Source organism: Sphingobacterium ginsenosidimutans, assembly GCF_039536865.1.
Classification (GTDB): Bacteria; Bacteroidota; Bacteroidia; order Sphingobacteriales; family Sphingobacteriaceae; genus Sphingobacterium; species Sphingobacterium detergens.
Map to the genome: position 1 here is coordinate 149250 of NZ_BAAAZK010000008.1, position 20626 is coordinate 169875.

The 20626-nt window shown below is 38.3% G+C and carries 12 protein-coding genes; 1 reads left to right on the forward strand and 11 read right to left on the reverse strand.

Annotation, left to right across the window (positions count from 1 at the left end):
* Nucleotides 1-90: 90 nt before the first annotated feature.
* Nucleotides 91-2007, forward strand: a complete 1917-nt coding sequence (gene acs / locus ABFX33_RS21120) for an acetate--CoA ligase (protein WP_223581973.1) — start codon at nucleotides 91-93, stop codon at nucleotides 2005-2007.
* 69 nt (nucleotides 2008-2076) lie between these two features.
* Here the strand turns inward: acs and ABFX33_RS21125 are convergent, their stop codons facing one another.
* The 11 genes from ABFX33_RS21125 to ABFX33_RS21175 all read right to left on the reverse strand — a co-directional run bounded on the left by ABFX33_RS21125 (nucleotide 2077) and on the right by ABFX33_RS21175 (nucleotide 20622).
* A complete protein-coding gene (locus tag ABFX33_RS21125) occupies nucleotides 2077-3360 on the reverse strand; it encodes an HlyD family secretion protein (protein WP_223581971.1) in 1284 nt (427 codons plus the stop codon).
* 6 nt (nucleotides 3361-3366) lie between these two features.
* A complete protein-coding gene (locus tag ABFX33_RS21130) occupies nucleotides 3367-5553 on the reverse strand; it encodes a peptidase domain-containing ABC transporter (RefSeq protein ID WP_346088063.1) in 2187 nt (728 codons plus the stop codon).
* Between the two features lie 340 nt (nucleotides 5554-5893).
* Nucleotides 5894-6889, reverse strand: coding sequence for an energy transducer TonB (locus ABFX33_RS21135; RefSeq protein WP_346088064.1), 996 nt, complete (start codon nucleotides 6887-6889; stop codon nucleotides 5894-5896).
* A gap of 314 nt (nucleotides 6890-7203) precedes the next feature.
* Nucleotides 7204-7635 carry a nuclear transport factor 2 family protein gene (locus tag ABFX33_RS21140; protein WP_346088066.1) on the reverse strand — a complete coding sequence of 144 codons (432 nt, stop codon included), beginning with the start codon at nucleotides 7633-7635 and terminating at the stop codon, nucleotides 7204-7206.
* Between the two features lie 1402 nt (nucleotides 7636-9037).
* Nucleotides 9038-10375, reverse strand: a complete 1338-nt coding sequence (locus ABFX33_RS21145; RefSeq protein WP_346088067.1) for a DUF4302 domain-containing protein — start codon at nucleotides 10373-10375, stop codon at nucleotides 9038-9040.
* A 1-nt stretch (nucleotide 10376) separates the two neighbouring features.
* The gene (locus tag ABFX33_RS21150; protein WP_346088068.1) at nucleotides 10377-11813 is read right to left on the reverse strand and encodes a substrate import-associated zinc metallohydrolase lipoprotein; all 1437 of its coding nucleotides are present in this window, start codon (nucleotides 11811-11813) and stop codon (nucleotides 10377-10379) included.
* Between the two features lie 11 nt (nucleotides 11814-11824).
* Entirely contained in the window at nucleotides 11825-13324 is a 1500-nt protein-coding gene (locus ABFX33_RS21155) for a RagB/SusD family nutrient uptake outer membrane protein (RefSeq protein WP_346088070.1), read from the reverse strand.
* A 12-nt stretch (nucleotides 13325-13336) separates the two neighbouring features.
* Nucleotides 13337-16966: a SusC/RagA family TonB-linked outer membrane protein gene (locus ABFX33_RS21160; protein WP_346088072.1), complete on the reverse strand. Its 3630-nt coding sequence runs from the start codon at nucleotides 16964-16966 to the stop codon at nucleotides 13337-13339.
* 251 nt (nucleotides 16967-17217) lie between these two features.
* A complete protein-coding gene (locus ABFX33_RS21165; protein WP_346088074.1) occupies nucleotides 17218-18375 on the reverse strand; it encodes a FecR family protein in 1158 nt (385 codons plus the stop codon).
* A 46-nt stretch (nucleotides 18376-18421) separates the two neighbouring features.
* Nucleotides 18422-18949 (reverse strand): RNA polymerase sigma factor, encoded by a 528-nt coding sequence (locus tag ABFX33_RS21170; RefSeq protein WP_259180179.1) that lies wholly within the window; start codon nucleotides 18947-18949, stop codon nucleotides 18422-18424.
* Nucleotides 18950-19332: 383 nt separating this feature from the next.
* Nucleotides 19333-20622 (reverse strand): DUF4302 domain-containing protein, encoded by a 1290-nt coding sequence (locus ABFX33_RS21175; protein WP_346088076.1) that lies wholly within the window; start codon nucleotides 20620-20622, stop codon nucleotides 19333-19335.
* Nucleotides 20623-20626 lie beyond the last annotated feature (4 nt).

Consider the following 20626-nt stretch of genomic DNA (forward strand, 5'->3'; position numbering starts at 1 on the left):
CGCTAAATTGTACACCGAAATTGAGCTATTAAAAACAATTTCGCAACGATAACTTTATAAATTAAAATAATTCATAATAATCCTATAACAATGAGCCTACAAATAAAATCATTTGAAGAATATCAAAGTGAATATAAGCGAAGTGTAGAACAACCTGAGGAGTTTTGGGCGAGCATAGCGGATCATTTTTTCTGGAAGAGAAAATGGAATAAAGTGCTAAACTGGAACTTTGAGGAACCTAATATCAAATGGTTTGATGGTGCAAAATTAAATATTACCGAAAACTGCCTGGACCGTCATATTTATGCGAATGGCGATAAACCAGCGATTATCTGGGAGCCAAATGACCCAAATGAAGCACATCGTATCCTTTCCTATAAACAATTGTTGCAGAAGGTTGAACAATTTGCTAATGTATTAAAGAATAACAATATCAAAAAGGGTGACCGTGTCTGCATTTATTTACCGATGGTTCCTGAATTGGTGATTGCGGTATTGGCCTGTGCCCGTATAGGCGCTATCCACTCGGTTGTCTTTGGTGGATTCTCGGCACGTTCCATCGCCGATCGTATCGTGGATGCGGAATGCAAATTGATCGTTACTTCCGATGGCAGCTACCGTGGTAATAAAACCATTGGACTTAAAAATATTGTTGATGATGCTTTGATGCAATGTGATACTGTAGAGAAAGTCATTGTATTAACACGTACACGTACACCGGTATCCATGATCAAAGGCCGTGATGTATGGTGGGAAGATGAGATCAAGAAAGTGGAAACCCAAGGCAATCCAGCCTGCCCAGCAGAAGAAATGGATGCTGAGGATACCCTGTTTATCCTTTACACGTCTGGATCTACAGGTAAACCTAAAGGAGTTGTACATACCTGTGGTGGCTATATGGTCTACACGGGATACACCTTTATGAATACCTTCCAGTATCAACCAAATGATGTATTTTTCTGTACAGCTGACATCGGTTGGATTACTGGCCATAGCTATATTGTCTACGGGCCACTATCCCAAGGTGCCACTTCATTGATGTTTGAAGGTATCCCAACATTCCCAGATGCCAGCCGTTATTGGGATATTGTTGACAAATTTAAAGTCAATATCATTTACACGTCCCCTACAGCGCTACGTTCATTAATGGCTTTTGGCGATCAGTTTGTAGATAAAAACGATCTTTCCTCACTACGTGTACTAGGTTCAGTAGGCGAACCTATCAATGAAGAAGCATGGAACTGGTTTAATGAAAAGGTCGGTAAAAAGAACTGTCCTGTCGTTGATACTTATTGGCAAACGGAGAATGGTGGTCACCTGATCACTTCTTTAGCTGGTGTTACACCAGAAAAAGCAAGTTATGCGATGTTCCCAATGCCTGGTGTACAACCGGCGTTGATGGACGAAAATGGAAAAGAAATCGAGGGCAATGATGTCACCGGAAATCTATGTATCAAATTCCCTTGGCCGGGTATGCTACGGACGACCTGGGGCGACCATGATCGCTGTAGACAAACGTACTTCTCCACTTACAAAGACATGTATTTTACGGGCGATGGCTGTTACCGCAGTCCAGAAGGATATTACAAAATCACAGGCCGTGTGGACGATGTATTGAATGTATCTGGACACCGTATCGGTACTGCGGAGGTAGAGAACGCGATCAATATGCATGCTGACGTTGTGGAATCTGCTATCGTCGGTTATCCACATCCGGTAAAAGGCCAGGGTATCTATGCTTACGTTATCGCTAATCACCACACGGATGCAGAAGCAACCAAGAAAGATATCATGGAAACTGTTTCGCGCATTATTGGTCCTATTGCCAAACCAGATATTATCCAGTTTGTCAATGACCTTCCAAAGACACGTTCCGGAAAGATCATGCGCCGTATTCTACGCAAGATTGCGGAGGGAGATATCAGTAATTTAGGTGACACATCTACTTTGCAGGATCCGACAGTAGTCGAAGGTATCATACAAGGTGCTGAAGGCCTGAAAAAATAGTTCCACAAGAACCTTTAACAAAGAAAGCCCTGCAATATATTTTTGACAGGGCTTTTTGTTGCAATTCCATCAGTTTTTAAACCTCAAATTTTTTGTCAGATTGTTCCAGATACGTCTAAAAATAGATTTATCTTCGGTAATGATCTCACCATCTCCAAATAACCCAGGTTTAAGTTGGATCAATGGATTGCTACCCGTCGTATCAAGACCAACAGTCGTAAAGAACACACTGTCCCGAATCGGAATATCTGAAATATATTCCACCTTCCCTCTTAAATAACCGTATTCTTCAAAGGGATATCCGTTCACTTTAATCAAAACTTTTTGACCTTTCTTCACTTTCGCTGAAGCAGTTTGGGGCAATAATACCTCGCCATAATATTTTTCACTTTTGGGATTGATATAGAATAATTTTTGTCCGACGGCAACCTGTTGATTTATCTGTAAGAATTCTCCATAAATTAGCTTTCCACTGACGGGGCTCGTCATGACATATTGTTTTTTCCAGTTCTCCGCTTCACTGATAAAGCTATTTAATGCTTGTATAAATTTTTTCTGTTCTTCTCCGATCTGATTTTCAATTTCCGCCAGTTCCTTATTTTTAGACAGGATATTTCCTTCATAACTGATCAAACTATTTTCCATTTGGGGAATAATCTGGCGTTTTGCCAACAACAGCGCTTCCTTTTCCTGAAGTTCGGCAGGACTGATCACCTTCTTTTCAGCCAGTAATTTGTACTTTTCGTATTCTTTCTCTGCCAGATCAAGTTGCTGCTTCTGCAATTCAAAAGACTGACTATTCTTTTTATATTGTTCATTCACATTCGTAACTTCTTGATTGATCACCGACCGACGCTTTTGGTATATTCCTTGATCCCGGGCGGAGACATAACTCAGATAGGAAAGATAGAAGTTTTGATAAGCACCTTGTAGTTCTCCTAAATTGAGATTCTTTGGCTCGATCAATGCCTCCAGATTATAAGTGGCATTCGGTTGTTGACGTATTTGTTGAAGCTTATCCAAAAGCACCACAATCTGATCATGATCTGCTGTGCTCTCTAAATAGGCTAATGGTCCACCTGCTTCTACCCAGTCACCGTCTTTCTTTAAAAGTTTCACCAGACTTCCATTGACCTTAGCAGAAAGGACTTTGGGAGCATCTGTTGTATTAAATCTAATCTTACTATCCACAGTTTCAGGATAACGTATAAATACAGACATCCCCAGAATAAGCAATACTGTCAACAGGATAAATGTTATCCCTCTTCTTAAAAGCCAAGATGGCGGTTTGGCGATAATATCCTGTAAATCTTCTGAATGGATATCTGATTCTATAATCGATGATTCTTTCATAGCTATTTAATTCCCCAATTCCAATTGGTTTCTTACTAATTCGAAATATTTCCCTTTTGACGCCGTAAGTTCAGTGTGCGTTCCCTGCTCAACAACATTTCCCTTTTCCAATACGATAATATTATCGGCATTTTTGACGGTGCTAAGTCTGTGGGCAACAACAATTACTGTTCTTTTTTGAAAGAAACGGTCAAGGTTTTCAATAATTACCTTTTCATTATTGGCATCGAGCGAATTGGTCGCTTCATCCAAAAATATAAATTGAGGTTCCTTGTACACTGCCCGGGCAATCATCAGACGTTGTCGTTGTCCCTGACTCACTCCTTTACCTGCTGTACCAATTTTGGTCGCCAAACCAAAGGGTTGCTCCGCGATAAATTCATTTAGATTAGCAATTTCAATCGCAGTATCCAACCGCTGCTGGTCTGGAAACTCTTCGTTGACAGTAATATTACGTTCTATTGTATCTGCATATACATAGTTATCCTGTAACACTGCTCCGCATTTATCTCGCCAAAGAGAGAAATCAAACTGCTCTAATCGTTTTCCACCGATAAGAATTTCCCCCTCTTCGTATTCATAAAACCGTAATAGTAATTTTAGAATAGTGGTTTTCCCACTTCCACTGGTTCCTACAATGGCTGTGGTTTTACCGGCGGGAAAATTCAAGTTCAGACGATTGAAAATCGGTTCGTTTCCAGCACCGTAGTAGCGAAAAGTCAGATTACGGATCTCGATATCCTTTTTCTCTGGCAAATTGTCCAGATAATCCTTTTTCACATCTTCCTCGTCTTCCGTTTCATAAATTTCATTAAGCCGTTCCATACTGATCTTAGCGTCCTGAAAAGATTGCATAAAACCGAGTAACGATTCCACTGGGCTACTGACCATTCCTACGATATATTGAACAGCCATCATCCCCCCAAGTGTCATATCACCATCAATAACTGCCTTAGCACTGATAAAGGTGATAATTATACCTTTTGTCTGATTGATGGCCATAGAACCAATAGATTGGTATTGGGACAGTGCCAAGCTTTTTACTTTAAATTTAAAGAGCCTTGCCTGCAAGGCCTCCCAGCCCCAACGTTTTTGTTTCTGCGCATTATTTAATTTTATGTCTTTGATACTCTGGATCATCTCGACCATATAAGTCTGATTTTCAGATGATATCTTAAACCGCTTATTGTCCAATTCGCGTCTATACTTCATAAAAAACAGGATCCATAGCGTATAAAGTATAGTTGCCGCAAAGAATACCAAAAATATGATTTTGTTATAAACAATAAGCAGAGCCCCAAAGATCAGCATATTCACTATGGAAAACAGTGTATTCAATGTACTCCCCGTCAGGAAAGATTCGATTCGTTGTTGATCGGCCATGCGCTGCATCAGATCTCCATGTGTTTTTATATCAAAGAAGTTCATCGGTAACTTCATGATTTTTATAAGTAGATCCGTCAGAATCGAGATATTTACTCGTGTACTGATATGCAGCAAAATCCAGGATCGAATAAATGATACGGCAGTACTACCGACAAACAGCATTAATTGAGCGATCAGTATCAGGTTGATAAAGCTGATATTTTTGGTATTAATTCCTATATCAACGACAGACTGTGTCAGGAATGGGGTGACCAATTGCAAAATGGTTCCCAATACCATCCCTAATATCAGTTGGGTAAAAAGACGTTTATACTTATAAAAATATCTAAACATCTTCCCCCATTTTAAGGATAGGTCGGGCTCCTCCTCATCAAGTTGGTAAAACTCAGGGCCTGGGCTCAAGACCAGTGAAAGACCAGAATGCAGTTCTTTTGCCGAGTACCAGTTTTGCACAAATTCCTTACTGTCATAAGTAACAAGTCCAAGTGCAGGATCCGAAATGTAATATTTATCCCGTTTTACTTTATATAGTACCACAAAATGGTTCTGGTTCCAATGCAAAATACAAGGAAGTTCAATTTCCTGAAGCTGTTCTAGTGTCAATCTAACGCCATAGGTTCGAAAACCAAGTTTTTCAGCAGCTTCACTTATTCCCAACAAGTTAACTCCGGTATTTTTTGTCTGACAGAGTTTACGAATTTTATGGATAGATACAGACTGGCCGTAGTATTTAAAGATCATACGAAGGCAAGTGGCACCACAGTCCATCACATCCATTTGTTTATAATTGGGAAATTTAGAAATCACGGTTAAGTTATTATTGATATAAAACAAAACAGCACTTAAGAATTAGCAAAACATATGTTTAGATAAAAACAATATATTGATACTAAAAAGCATCATAAGCACTACGATAAATATAAACTTTTTTTCATAATTATCGTTTAGCAAAATACTTTTTAGGATAAATTGGAAAGAGAACAGAGATATCAATAATTTAAGTGACATATCTACTTTGGCTAGATCCGACAGTAGTCGAAAGTATTATACAGGAGGCTGAAGGCCTGAAAAAATAGTTCTGCGAGAACCTTTAACAAAGAAAGCCTCCCAATGGGAGGCTTTTTAGCTTTAAATGAGTTTCTGATTTTTATCTCATTAAATTCAATCGTATTGGCAGTGTATATGCAACACGTACAGGCTTCCCTCGTCGCATTCCCGGTTTCCATTTCCCTAGTTTTTTCACAACACGTATACCTGCTTCCCCAGTACCAAAACCCAAATCCTGTTTGACTTTAATATCCTCGACCTGGCCAACTTTATTAATAACAAAACCTATCTCCAAAATACCGCTTACACCATTTTTCATTGCCTCTTTTGGGTAGTCAAAATTATTAGCAACAAAAGTCATCATCTTGTATGTTCCTCCCGGATACTCTGGATTGACTTTATATGTTGTTGAATCATATTGAATAATAGCGCCATCCTCTTTTATTAAAGTACCTGATAATAACCGATCCTGATTATAGTTTTCTACAAAGGAATCTTGTCCGGCCCTTCCTTTCCACTCTCCCTCACGTAAATTATTAACAATTTCACCTTCTTCATACTCCTCTTTTCCTTCTACATTAAAGCGAATACGTCCATTTCCATTCTCCAATGTCTTGTTCTGAAGAGAATCATAATATACAATGTAGATCGGTTTTTTAACCTGCAACTTCTTTTTGTAAAGTTCACTGGGATAAAAAACCATCATTTTCAACTTATTATTGGGATATAAGTAAAATGCAGAATCTACGAGTTCTCCTTCATCGGTAAAATTCTCTAGGCTCTTTAATGTACCATTTTCATAGAATTCATATTTTTTACCTTGAAATTGGAATGGGTTACGTGCATTCTTACTGACACCGTTGAGTTTGATAGAGTCGTTACGCAGATAATACTCCTCAATTCGATAGATTTTATCTTTGCCCTTGGCATCCACATGGACTGTCCTTAAAAAATAGGCAGAATCTTTTTGTTCTGTTTCATCACCATCTTTTTTATGATATGTGGTAAAGGCGATTTGTGCTGAAAGACTCAATCCACACAGATTGAATAGAAGAAAACAAATAAGTTTGACTGACAAATGCAGATAATATTTCATAATAGTTCTTAATATCCGCGCAATTTAATAAATCTCTTAAGTAAATTAGAAATTGACAGGTTAAATAATCATTACCTATATTCAACATAACTACAATTAAAGAAGCTATGTTTTCCACACAATGTTAATAACTATGTTTAAAACCCAAAAACATGACAACCCAATCTTTTCCTCGAACTTAACTATCTCCAATAACGCGGTAGGTCGATTTAAGCTTTAGGCTTATTGAAGTCTTTATATCAGTTAACAAAAAAAAATAGCCACATCATCACGACGTGGCCAAAAATAAACATATGAATTTAATTAAACAGTTGCTATTTGTATGAGTTTACCGAACTCGCGACCTTCCAGCTACCGGCTTCATTTACCAAGGTAACCAGATCGGTTTTGGTAAATGTTTCGAACTTCATCGTAATCCGCGCCACCATATAATTTTCGGACTCCTCTAGGATCTCTGTATTGGTACTACAGTTTAGTTTTTCACCTTTTTGTTTTTTCAAAAAAGAAATGACCTCTGAACGTGTATTGGTACGTCTAGTTTCGCCTTGAATCTTTTGGCTGAAATCGGAAGCGAATAGTTGCTCAACACCACCCGATATACCTTCTGTCATGACAGATACATAGCTATCAATAGCTAAGTCTGCAGTGGATAGGTTCAATGTTTTACCAGGGTTACCTGCAGCCATTGTAAATGTTGATACTGCCATCAAAGCTGCTGCTGCAAATGTCTTTACTAAAGTTTTCATAATCGTTTCTACTTTATATTGTTAGTTTTTTATTGTCTCTTTCCTAGTAGTCGTAGGGATGTTGATTTTGTTGCAACATTTCCTTCAACTTTCATTCTTTAATTTTTTTCTTATTGGCAATGAAGCTATCATGAGCAAAAGGTCCGATCTTTTTATTAGTAAGTTGATATAGCTCATGATGGTTTCTGATTCAAAATTAAGACAACGCAGCCTACGATTTTATTACATTTAGACTAACAAGAGGAAAAAGTCGGCGAATGAGGGGGATCGGACGGTAAAAGATAATGGCCGTAGAAAAATTGCATTACATTTAATTCGAGGTGAATTTCTTGTTAAGCGACCTTAATACCTTGATGATCAAGATGACTGTCATTTCCGAGGAAATCATTTCGACAGCATGGCATCCATAACGAATAGCGAAGTAAAGTGTAAGATTACACTCCGAATGCTCGATTTCGCGCTCCAACTTTGACATTTCCCCGAGTATCTGAACGATTTAGTCCTGTAGCGAAACCAATCCGACGGACCGGAGTTTAACATTTTCACAGGCCAGAATGAATTAGTTGCCCGTCAGAATGAACAAGTCTCCTGTTTGTATGGCACTGACTGGAGGATTGTTCGCTTAGATAGGCGTCGAAATGAAACAGACAGAAGAGAAAACGATTCCGCCGGACGGCGAAATGAAAATTCCCCCTGACAAAATACCACCAACCTAGGGCGAAACAATCTAGAAACAGGGGCGTATCAACATCTTGTTCCGCAAAATGACACCGCCATAGTGCAATTTGAAGCATTTTCACGCCGTAGTCATCCAAACCATCTTAAAAACAAGTTTTCCACATCGTTATTAACACAATGTGGAAAACTCAGAATACGATGCACTAGACTCTCGTTAAAAACCACCCTGCAAAATCATCGATTTTATCTTTATGAATCAATTTAAACAAAATAGTTACTCAAATAAACGTCAATAAAACTAAATTGGTTAAGTGTGTTAGATATGACAAAACAACGTACTATTCACATATAAAAAAAGCCGATTTAGACTTCGCTATATTGCTTGTTTATGGAAAAGAAATAGCATATGATTTTACTAAGGAATCTCCTGAAATAGAGGCATGTTTACTCGAAAGAAACAATAAAAACAGACCGCGATAAATGGAAAGAAGACATTACACTGTTTTAGAAAAATGCAATGATCTTCTGGAAAATAAAAAATTCTGACAATAATAACAACTAGCAGAAATATTGTTTCTCAAACTTATTGTACGACACCCTTAATTAATCACTTACTGAGATCTTGGTTACCTTTACAAAAAACGCCAAGACTACAATTGATATAGTCTTGGCGATTTCTCCATTATAATTCTAATTTATCCACAATTAGCAGAAACAATATCCATTATTGGATCTGCAACTTACCATACAGCATATTTGTCGGATTAGCGACAGACCGGATTGCCGCTACCGGAAGTTTTACATTGGAATCCGAACTGAAGACCCAATCAAACTTAAATTCCAGTTCTTTTGAACCATCTCCGAATAGATCATCAACAGGTTTTACCTGTGTTGCCCTTGTACTCCAATTATTTCCACCATCAATACCAGTGCGTTTCAAATAAATTCGATCTGCTTCCCGTCTATAGGTATAAGTTGCCGAAGCAATAAACGTTGAGGTTCCAGACGTATAATTGATATAGAAGATGGCTGAACTGCTATTTGTCATTGTAAAGTACATATTGTTAATCGTACGTCCACTTGCCTTGAACAGTTCGTTTACCCGATCAAAAATAGCGACGTTTGCATCTACACCATTGACTTTACCTCTGCTAACCATCTTTTTAAACGGTTTACTATTTCCAAAGGCATCCGACACGCTATAAAGTGCGGGAGACGTCTGGCTTTTCAATGTTATCGCGGTATTGTCCGTACTTTCACCCTCAATCGCACTTCCCTTTATCACAAAGCTTCTGATCTGTTTATCCACAATCTTAACGGGCTTAACCAAATTGTAAGATGAAGAGGTTGTGTAATAAGAAGTCTGATAGACACTATCAATTCCACCGGAAGAATTAACGTAGACAAAATTAGCCATCTTACCAACATAATCTATTTCAAGGCTGATCTTTCCCCCGCCGGCATTATCAAAGTAAGTAAAGCCGTAGTTATTGTTCAAGAGATTTGTAAAATCAGTATTGAATTTGTTCAATCCCCCATTTAAATAGCTTTCTTGTTCTTCTTTTGAAAGCCTGATCAATGTAAAAGGCTGACGGTATTTTTTACCCGTAAAGAATAGTGTATCCGCATTGTGTCGTTCATAAAGAAACTCAATATCACTTTTAAATCCTGATCCGGCGGCACCGCCGGCATCTGGAGCCGGATCCTGCATAATCGTAATATAATTGTAGGTATCAAAAATCAGCGTTGGTGTAAATAGAGGCGAAACACGATAGGTGGATGATTTTAATTCATTCCCAGAAGAAGTCGAGTAATCACTCAACATATCCACGGTCTGATCATTTTTAAAATTAAAATAGAATCCAAATCCACCTTTTGCTCCGGTAGAAAATCCCCCCTTCCAACCATTGGGTGCATTGACCAATTCATTTCTGATAAAAGTAAGCGTATCGGAAATACGCTCTTCTGGTTTTTGTCCAAACACATTCTCGACATCGTCCTTCTTACATGCTACAGCAAAAAGAAGACAACCCGCCAAAAAATTCAAAAATATCCTGTTCATATTATTTAAGTTCTATTGGTCCATAAAAATAATTTGCTGTAGCTCCCTTTTCATAAAATCCACCGTAGGTGCGGTATAGTGGATCAGTTGAACTGATTCCAGATGGAAGCCAATCAGCAATAAAAATCCTATTTGTAAAATATGGCAGTAGAAATCGTTCAAAATGATCTTTGAAATATACAGTACCACCATTGCCATGTGCCGTCGTGGTACCTTCCGGCATACGTTTACTAAAAATCACTTCTCCATTACTAGTATTTGATTTAAGATCGAAATCATAATCTGCAAACAACGTAGAAGTCTGTGCGTTATTTAAGTAAGTAACACGAAGTGTCATGATATTATCCGATGAAAAACGCAGCTGTAATGTCTGTGGATAACGTCTATTTCCTGAAGGCTCCTGTGTAGAAACAGCATTTTTAAAGTTGTTCCAGACCGTTTTGAATGTTGAAGATATCCCATATTTGTCATAAATTGGAGAATTCGGATCAAAAGTAATTGTAGCAACTTTATTGGTATTGATCCAATTGGCCAAAGTTTGTGTCAAGTCATTTGGATCTTTTGCATTATATAATGTTTTGAAAGCATTCTGAACTTCGGTTTGTAATACCCGAAAGTCAACATCAAAAGCATCTTTGAAATAACGAACCACAATTTCTTCTTTTTTGCGCAATTTCTGCTGGGCAGCTAGTGGTGCTGAAACGACATAATTATCAAACCAGACCTGTCCTTCGACCAAAAGATGAGCAGTCATCTCCGCAAAATCTTCTGAATACTGTCCCCGGGCGTAACGGCTTACAAAACCCAAAGATTTCGCTACCGCATCTGTATTGGACGAGTTCGTCCAATCTGCATAATAATCACCTTTAGTCACAGCCTCAAAATCTGATGGAATAGGCACATTCTGATTTAGAATATGGGTAAATTCATGATGTATTGTTCTTAATTTACGACGTACACCATTATCTCCTTCTACTGTTGCAGAATTGAAGCTATTAACTCCATATAGTGTCACCTTCCGCCCTCCATCAGCTGTACCTAAGGTAACAGATCCATTTGTATTGTAAGAAACCGAGCCATATAATAGGTACTGTTTAGGAGCAAGTGTTTTGATAAATTTATTCCCTGCAACCTTTTGATAAGGTTTCAGATAAAGGTTTAATACTGCCTCCATCATCGGTTTAACTTTATCTATGGCAACCGGGGCAATATCTTTGGAGACATCAGTCAAGTTACGATCAAAACGGTAAATCACTTCTATATTAAAGGGATCCGTCAATTCGCTCATCAGCCATTGATCCACTTCACTGTTTCCCTCGGGATCAGTGTTAAAACTATTCATGTCAACATCCAGCTTATCACTATCTTTAGAACAGGATGTAATTGTCATTATTGCAAGCACACAGCCTGTAATAATATATTGGAAATATCTTTTCATAACATCAATATCTATCTTGGGTTAGCAGGAATTCCAGTATTAATAGCATCTTGAGGAATTTGAAATACTCGTCTTGGATCATTTTTATCCAATGTTTGGAATGTTTCGTTTCCACTTGCTTCTATAAAATTGTGTTTTACAGTCAAGCCATGTCTTAGAATATCCATCCAGCGAATTCCTTCCTGCATAAATGCAATACGTTTTATTTCAAGAATAGCCATGATCACCGCATCTTTATCCGATAAATTACTTATGCCAGCATTAGTCTGAAAATAATCCTTAATTTTCGGAATAGTCAAGGTGTGCGCTGTAGGGTTATACGCATCTATATTGGCTGTACCAAAGTCATTGAGATCCTTTAAAGCCAAATCATAACTTCCTTTTTGCACATATGCCTCAGCACGATTCAATAATACCTCATCGGCAGTTAAAAGCGGTGCCATAATGTAAGGATACCCAGTTCCCGCTTGAAAGTTTGTGTAATAGAATAATTCATTAAACTTGTTTGTCGTATAGTTTGGTGCTGTATATACCCCAAATTTATTGATCAATTTAGCACCATAGACTGTATTACCGGTATAGATATTTTTTACCGTCTCCCCAAAACTATAGCGCGCATTTCCAGCCCCACTACCGCGCTGAAAAACGGAATATGTATTCGCTAATAGCAGATTCCATGACTTGCTTGCCTTTGTATACTCTTGCCGATATTCCGCATAGGATCTCGGATTTAAATCCGTTACATACTGACGGATATTTCCTTTGAAATTGCCATCTGGATAAACAGCTGAGGCATATTGAATCGCTTTATCCCAGTTACCTTTGAAGAGGTAAAAACGTGTTGCGAAAGCAAATGCTGCCTGTTGCGTAAAATGGTAATGAGGAACTTCGTATTTTGCGCCTTTTAATAGTGATAAACCTTGCTCAAGGTCTTTTTCTATCTGTGCGTAAGTTGATTCTACGGTCCCACGCTCATAAACCGGTCTGGTCGTTGTCTCAGGCTTTAGCGGGTATGGAATTCCTAAGCCCGAATTGTCTCCTCCAATATGATATGGATTGCTAAAGAAAATGGATAGCATAAAAATTGAATATGCTCTGGCTACCAAAGCTTCGCCTTTATATTGGTCCGCGGCGGCACCGAAATTCTCTTTTTCTATCGCAGCCAAGGCTTCATTAGTAACAGCTACTGCACGGTAGCAAGCATTCCAGTACTCAGTTGGCGAACCATTTCCTGTCTCTTGTACGACATTCCAATTGTAAAGACTGATAAAAGGCTCATTATTATGGCCAGCCAAAGCTGCACTTTTATCTTCAGCGTTATCCGAAGCTGTTTCCGCAAACGTATAATAATTCCTATCCGGATAGGCTGTCACCAAAAGCTGTGAAAGCTTCTCCACGGTGTTAATCTGCGTACGCATATCAGGTTCTTCTTCGAGGTATTTGTTACAGCTTGTATTCAACACCGAGAGACCTAATGTTAAGAGTATAATTTGTTTATAGTTTCTTTTCATCTTGTTCATTTTTTAGAATCCCAATTTCACGGCCAATGTGTACTGTCTAGGAATTGGCATCGCTACACCACCATTATTAAAAAACTCGGGGTCAGCACCATTCAGTTTTTTATCAGAATATAGTAGGGCTATATTATTTCCCACCAGCGAAATCTGCGCTGTACTGAATCGCAGCTTTGACACCAAAGTTTTGGGCAACTCATAGGATATGGCTACATTTTTTAAACGAATAAAATCGCCCTTGGCAACCCGCTGATCGGAGTAGTTGTATACATTATACGGATAGATCGCATCTGTTGTTGATCCATTCGGTCTATATATCCTGTTATCTGCCGTGAACTTATCCAATATCGCTGGGATATTGGTCACCCTTTCATCTCCGGGCATTTGCCAGCGGTTGATCATATCCTTTGACATGGAATTCATATCAGAATAGGTCGCGGAGAAAGTTGGCTGTAACCGCACATAATTGCCTGTTGCAAATGTGAAGAGTGTCGATAAGGTGAAAGCCTTGTACGAAAAATTATTATAAAATCCACCAGTAAATGTCGGATCTACCGGACCGTGATATTTCAGGTATTTAACATCGGTCGTGTTCTGCAGATAAATATAAGGCTCATTCCGTTCTCCATTTACACCAACGTATGTTGGATAACCATATTGGGGATTTAACCCATCAAATTGGAGTGAAAACAATCCGCGCTGCGCATATCCTTTCATTGGAGCCCCTTCAGCACGAACGAGATTCCAGATGTTCGGGTTTACCTCAAGCTCCGTGATCTTGTTCGTATTATAAGCAAAATTAAACTGGGTTCGCCATTTAAATGACTCTCTTCTTATAGGAGTTCCCGCGATGGTAAACTCGAAACCCGAAGACTTCATTTTTCCATAATTCGCATATTTGGTATTTTGGCCACCGATTCCCGAAGTTTTCAAATTACCCAAAAGATCGAAGATATTTCTTCTATAGTAATCCATGGTGATATTCACCTTGTCATTGAACAAACCGATATCAGTACCGACATTGAATTCATACAATTTCTCCCATGTAAGCTGACTATTGGCTAAACTGGAAATATTGATTGATGTCTCCTTTTCATTCTCGTAAGGGCGGTAGGTAATCCGATTATAATATAATGTTGTAGAATTGGAAGCATCGCCCATATTGGCCACTAAACCATAAGTACCTCTCAGACGTAAGGAACTGAACACATCACTTTTATTGAAGAAGTCTTCCTGATCTATGTTCCACGCTCCTGAGATGTTCCAGGTTGGCAACCATCGCACATTACTTGTCGATCCCATTTTATTGGAGCCATCGTATCGAACGGTCGCATTGATAGAATATTTTTCAGCAAAACTGTAGGCCCCACGTAGCATAAAAGCGACGTTTCGATCTTTCCCATGATTCATACCAAAATAAGCATCACCGGTTTCGATCATTTTTTTGAAATATTTATAATTCGGATTCACCAATCCACCGTTTGCAAATTGATATCCTACCCCGTCATAATCCGAATTTTGACGATCAGCCATTCTGATCTCCATTGAGCCAAATAAATTAAGACGATGGTCTTTGTTAAATTGTTTATCGAATTCTAAATTATGTCTGAAATAGTAATTTTTGATATCGTTATTGGTTGTATTGAAGAAACCCCCATTAGGCAAAATAACAACGGATGGGTCGTTTGGAAAATCAGGATCTTTATACAAGAAATTATTACCATCATTGACGATTGTATTTGCATTTGCACGAAACGTCGAGGCCATATTGGAGTTCTCCAAGACGGAATGATTTCTTTCAGAAAGCGCGTAACGATAAGCCGCATCAATCGAGTAAACCAAAGATGGCATGATCCGATACTTGATACCACCTTGTATCTTCAAATCAATCATTCGCAGCTGCATATAATTTGTATTCAACTCGTTAATAATGTTGAAAGGAGCATAGTTTCGGGTAAAATATTCTAAACTACCATCTTCATTATATGGTGTTATCAACCTACTGGTATTTAATGCATACGAATAAGGATTGATATCAAAATCTCTTGAGTAAGAACCGTAAACTGGATCCGATTGACGCGTCAATGTACCCGGTGCTTTCTGATCCCGAATTGAACCATTGATCAATAGTTCCGCTGAAAATTTATCTGAGAATTTAACGTTTTGGCGTATATTCCCTGTAAAACGTTTCACATTGTCGACTAAAGTCTGTCCATTATCTCCTGTGTAACTTGTCGAAATATAGGTCTGTGCTTTGCTCGATCCCGAAGTGATACTCAATGAATGTTCTTGTAGTAATGAATTCTTAAAAAGCACATCAAACCAATCCGTATTGGCTTTGGTGTATCTTTCTAAAAATTTAAGTCTTTCGCCCCGAGTGTTTTTCAATGCAAAATAATCCGTATTTTCATCATAAACATACATTTGATTATACATTTTTGTAAAAACACCCCCATTTGCAGCATTGGCGACCGCAGCGTGGTCCAGATAGCCTTTATTTTCCATTTCCAGCAAAACAGACATCTGTTCGGCCGAATTCATGATATCAAACTGACTATAGCTCGGCTTTAAATAAGTCGTAAATGTTCCAGAATAATTTACTTTCGCTTTACCTTCGGTATTCACCCCTCTTTTTGTATTGACCACAATGACACCATTCATGGCACGTGCACCATACATCGCTGTTGCCGCTGCATCTTTTAGAATGGTAAAGGAGGCAATATCATCCGGATTCAAGCCCGCCACCGATGACCCTAGTAAGGTATTGGCATCTCCCGAAGAAAGGGCCTCATTGGAAATATTGACCACATCTTCCAAGATAATTCCATCAACGACCCACAAAGGCTTATTATCTCCAGACAATGAAGTCGCTCCCCTGACGCGAACTTTAGGTGCAGCCCCAAAGGTTCCGGAAACGTTCTGAACAGAAACTCCGGCTGCCTGCCCCTCTAACATTCTCGTAATATCGGGGACACCGCTCCGTTCAGCATCCTTTGCATTTATTTTGGAGGATGCTCCCGTGAACAATTTACGATCGATATTTTGGTAACCAGTAGCGACAACATCAACAACATCTAGCTGGTTGTCTAAGGACGTTAAAACTATAGGAACATTTGCCCGGCCATTTACAGCGACTTCCATTTCGGTAAATCCGACATATCTGACAATTAATGTGGCAGTACTGGGGGCATTGATCTTAAATCGTCCCTGTTCATCGGTTTGAGTAGAAACTGAAGTTCCTTTTACAGTTACTGTAGCACCACTCAGTCCTTTTCCGTCTTTATCCCTAACTGTGCCAGTAATAGCTTGCTGTAACGATGCAGTGGATGTATTTGAATTGGTAGATTTTAAATTACTGTTGACAGAGATTGTATTGGCAATAATCTTATAGTCAATATTATTATTTTTCAATACAGCGTTGAGAGCTTCCTCAACAGTGGCGTTCTTGACATTGACCGAAATTCTCGCTTTCGAATTCAGATTTTCACTGTACAATACGCGCAGATGAGACTGCTTGGAGATTGCAGATAATGCCTCTTCAATGCGTGCATTTCGCATGTTTAAGGTGACTTTCTGGGCAGTGCCTTTAGCATGTACACCTGTAACAAATGCGAATAGAAGACATGTACTAATTTTCATAATACGCAGGGGTTTACAAAAACGTGGATCTTGAGGGATCAAGGACCACCTTTTGCTAAATGGTAAGTTATTCATACATTTACACTTTGTGGTTAATTGGGGTTTAATTGTTCACTTTTTAATTTAGGACCTGATAATCACATTTTCTGAACAGGGATGCGCTAACATTCCTGTTCTCTTTTCTAAGGTCTTTTGGATAGGTATTAATTTGTCATAAGCAGCCGGTTTGGGTTTAGTTCAGGATTATATTTCTAGCTTTTCGTTTCTATAATCAATTGTTTTCCATCCACTTCAAATTTGAGGTTACTTACATAGGATAACATTTCCAGCACTTGCGATAATTTAACATCTCGCTCGATACTTCCGGTATACTCCTTATCCAGCTGTACATTTCCCCTGAATTTCACATCCAGATCATACCATCTCGATAATTGATGTGCGATATCTACGATCGTTTCCTTCTTGAAATAAAACTCGTTATTGTGCCAGGACAGATCGCGTTGCAAATCCGCCTCTCCCTTGATCAGATTATCCCTTGAAGACCATACATATTCTCCGGGTGATAATTCCACATGCTGGTTATTTCTTATTACTTCAACTTTTCCTTCTGCGAGCGTTGTACGAACCTGCTCAGAATAAGAATTCACATTAAAATGTGTCCCTAACACTTTGATTTCATTCCCTTTGGACTCAACAATAAAGGGTTGATTCGGATTGTGTGCAACTTCAAAATAAGCCTCGCCGTCCAGAAAGACCCGGCGTTCTGTTTTTGAAAATTGCGCAGGAAATTTCAGTTGAGAAAGTGCATTGACCCAAACTCTTGTACCATCAGCCAACGTCATTTTATAGAAACTCGCCTTTGGGACAATTAATGAATTATATTGTACAGGAATAGCTTGATCTGTGCCTTTAACGATCAATTCATTGCTATTGCCAATAAGATTATTGTTTTTAGTCAGTGTTTTCGTAGAATCGTTATTCAGTGGGATTTTTGTTCCGTCAGCCAGCACTAAGATTGCCCCACTTGTCGCTGGCGCAATATCTTGTTTCTGTATAGCAACAACAGGTCTTTCTTTTGGGATATTAGCCGTCAATTCTGTTCGCCATAGTGCAAAACATCCAATTAAAAATGTAAGGGAAGCGGCAATTCCCAAAGACCACTTTCTGATTGATTTTACTCCAGTACGATTTTTATTATTTAGTTTGTCCCAAGCCTTATTCGCATCCAATTTGCGAACAATGGACAAATCTTCCTCTATATTCGTTGCTTGGCGAAAAGATTCCAAAAATTGTTTATTCTGCGGACTAGCATTTAACCAATCATCAAACTGGTTTTGCTCTTCTTCGGTCAAGTTACCACTCAGGAACTTCCGAAGTATTTTTGCAATATGTCCTGTGTTTTCTTTCATATATTACATTAAAGAAACGCAAGACTAAAAAAGGGGTGACAAGAATTTAAATATTTTTTAACAAAAAAATAACAAGCGGGATAAATTCAGGGTTTAGGCGTTTTAGCAGCATTTTCATACCGCGTTGTTTTTGAGTTTTCACGGTGTTAATGCTAATTTGGAGTTCTTTAGTGATCTCCAGATTAGACAGACCTTCAAGGTATCCTAACCGAAAGACCTGCTGACAAGAGGCTGGCATTTGTTCAATAATTTTATAGATCTCCTGAATGAGCTCACTATGAATCATATTCAATTCAAGCGCCGTATTATCCTCTTCAGTAAAACCCACTACATTCCAATACTTCTGACGCACCTTTTCATGGCGTATGTGATTATAGCAGGCAAAACGTACCGAACTATACAGATAATTTTTTATTGCAATCTCATTATCACTGACTTGGTCCGTATGTTTAAAATAGGCGATAAACGCATCTTGCACCAGGTCCTCTGCGATCGTAAGATCACCTAATATCTTCCACGCAAAATGACATAGCCCATTGTAATGTGTTTTGAATAATACTTCTTCCTTCTGCATAGTTAGATTACTTCCTCTCCCAGCTATTGTATTCTATAGGTGGATATTTTAGGACATATATGTACATCTTATGAGGATGTTTAATAATTGTGCTATAAAAATGGCTAATATTTTTTATTATTTACAAGAAAAATATTTCAAAAGGAATATTTTTTCATTTTTCCCCTGGGATCACATCGCTCATATTTATTATAAAACGAAAAAGGAACCGCCTTGAGGTGATTAAAAACAAAATATTAGCGAATAGTGAAATATTAAGAGAGATGACAATATTTTTGGATTTTATTGTCACAAAATATTAACGAGACAAAAAGAATCCTCAACAATTTGTTGAGGATTCTTCAATTTAAATCTAAAATTTTTGTTTAGATAAATAGCTATACTTAATTGTTCAATGGATCATCAATATCATCCAACGTCAATTTAAATGTATTACTAGGAATTCCAATATCTGTTAACGTAATAGTTGTCGGTTTCATCGCATCTTCAGAAGTAATCTTAAATGTTCTTCTGTTAAATGGTGTAGCTAACGTATTTATTCCTCCGTTCCAATAAGCACCGGTGAAATTTCCGATCCCATACCCTTCTAGTTCAATATAGACTTGATCTTCAGTTTCTTCCACGGGATCAAGGAAAAAGGTGATACCACCAAAAACGGCTCCATTCTGTAAAACAAAAATAAGCCCTGTATTCCCCTGAATACTACCGATATAAGCATTATTGACAATAATTCCATTTTTATCTAATGAAACTTTAGCAGCATTCCAGTAGGTTTTACCCAATGTTCCGGTATTTTTATAGGACATAGACCATAAGTTATTTACGAACCAACGGTTAAGCGGTGTTGGAGCCGGAATTATCTTCAAAGTCTTATCCTTATCCGTATAATACCCATATGGATACGCATTTGTTGGCGCAACATAATCAACACGTTCTACCGATTTCCCTGCTATCGTATACGGCTGATAGAATTCCAAACCACCTGGAACTACTCGAAACGATATATCTTTTGCTGAAGGATCATTTGGATTACTAAATACACGCATTTTCGGATCGAAACCTAGCTCGACAACTTTGTTTCCAGCTGTTTCTAATTGATAAATCTCAAACTCCTTAAATTTGATTGCGGCTTCTTGATAAGATGCAGACATACTCTCAAACTCAGTTCCCTTTAAAGGTAACATCACTAAATGGCTCCCACTTTTCTTTCCTTTCAACACCACTGAATCCGCTGTCGCTTTAAGTACTATAAACTCAAAATCACCACGCATACCACTATCATCTGCTCCAATCCCGCCGTTATCCTTTCCAGGCTCTGAAAACCAGTGAATGTTCTTATTGTAACCGTCAAATGAAAGCACCGGACCTGATTCCGGGTTGACCGAATAGGTACTTGTTTTAAAACCGGAAAAAGGATCAGAAGCGACAATTACTTCTTCCTTAGATATAAATTTACTGAAGATTGTATAACCGCCAAATTCCTGGTTGTTGCTTGGATAAAACTTCATCATCCATCCGGCTTTGTTTGCCTGTAAGACCGTATATGCTTGCTGCACGGCTTCAGTCATACGGACTGTCGCATTAGCATCAAATATTCTATCCTCGTCCCGTTTACATGAAGTAGCCAATAAAAACGGAAGTAAGATTAAGATCATTAAATATTTCAATTTCATAATT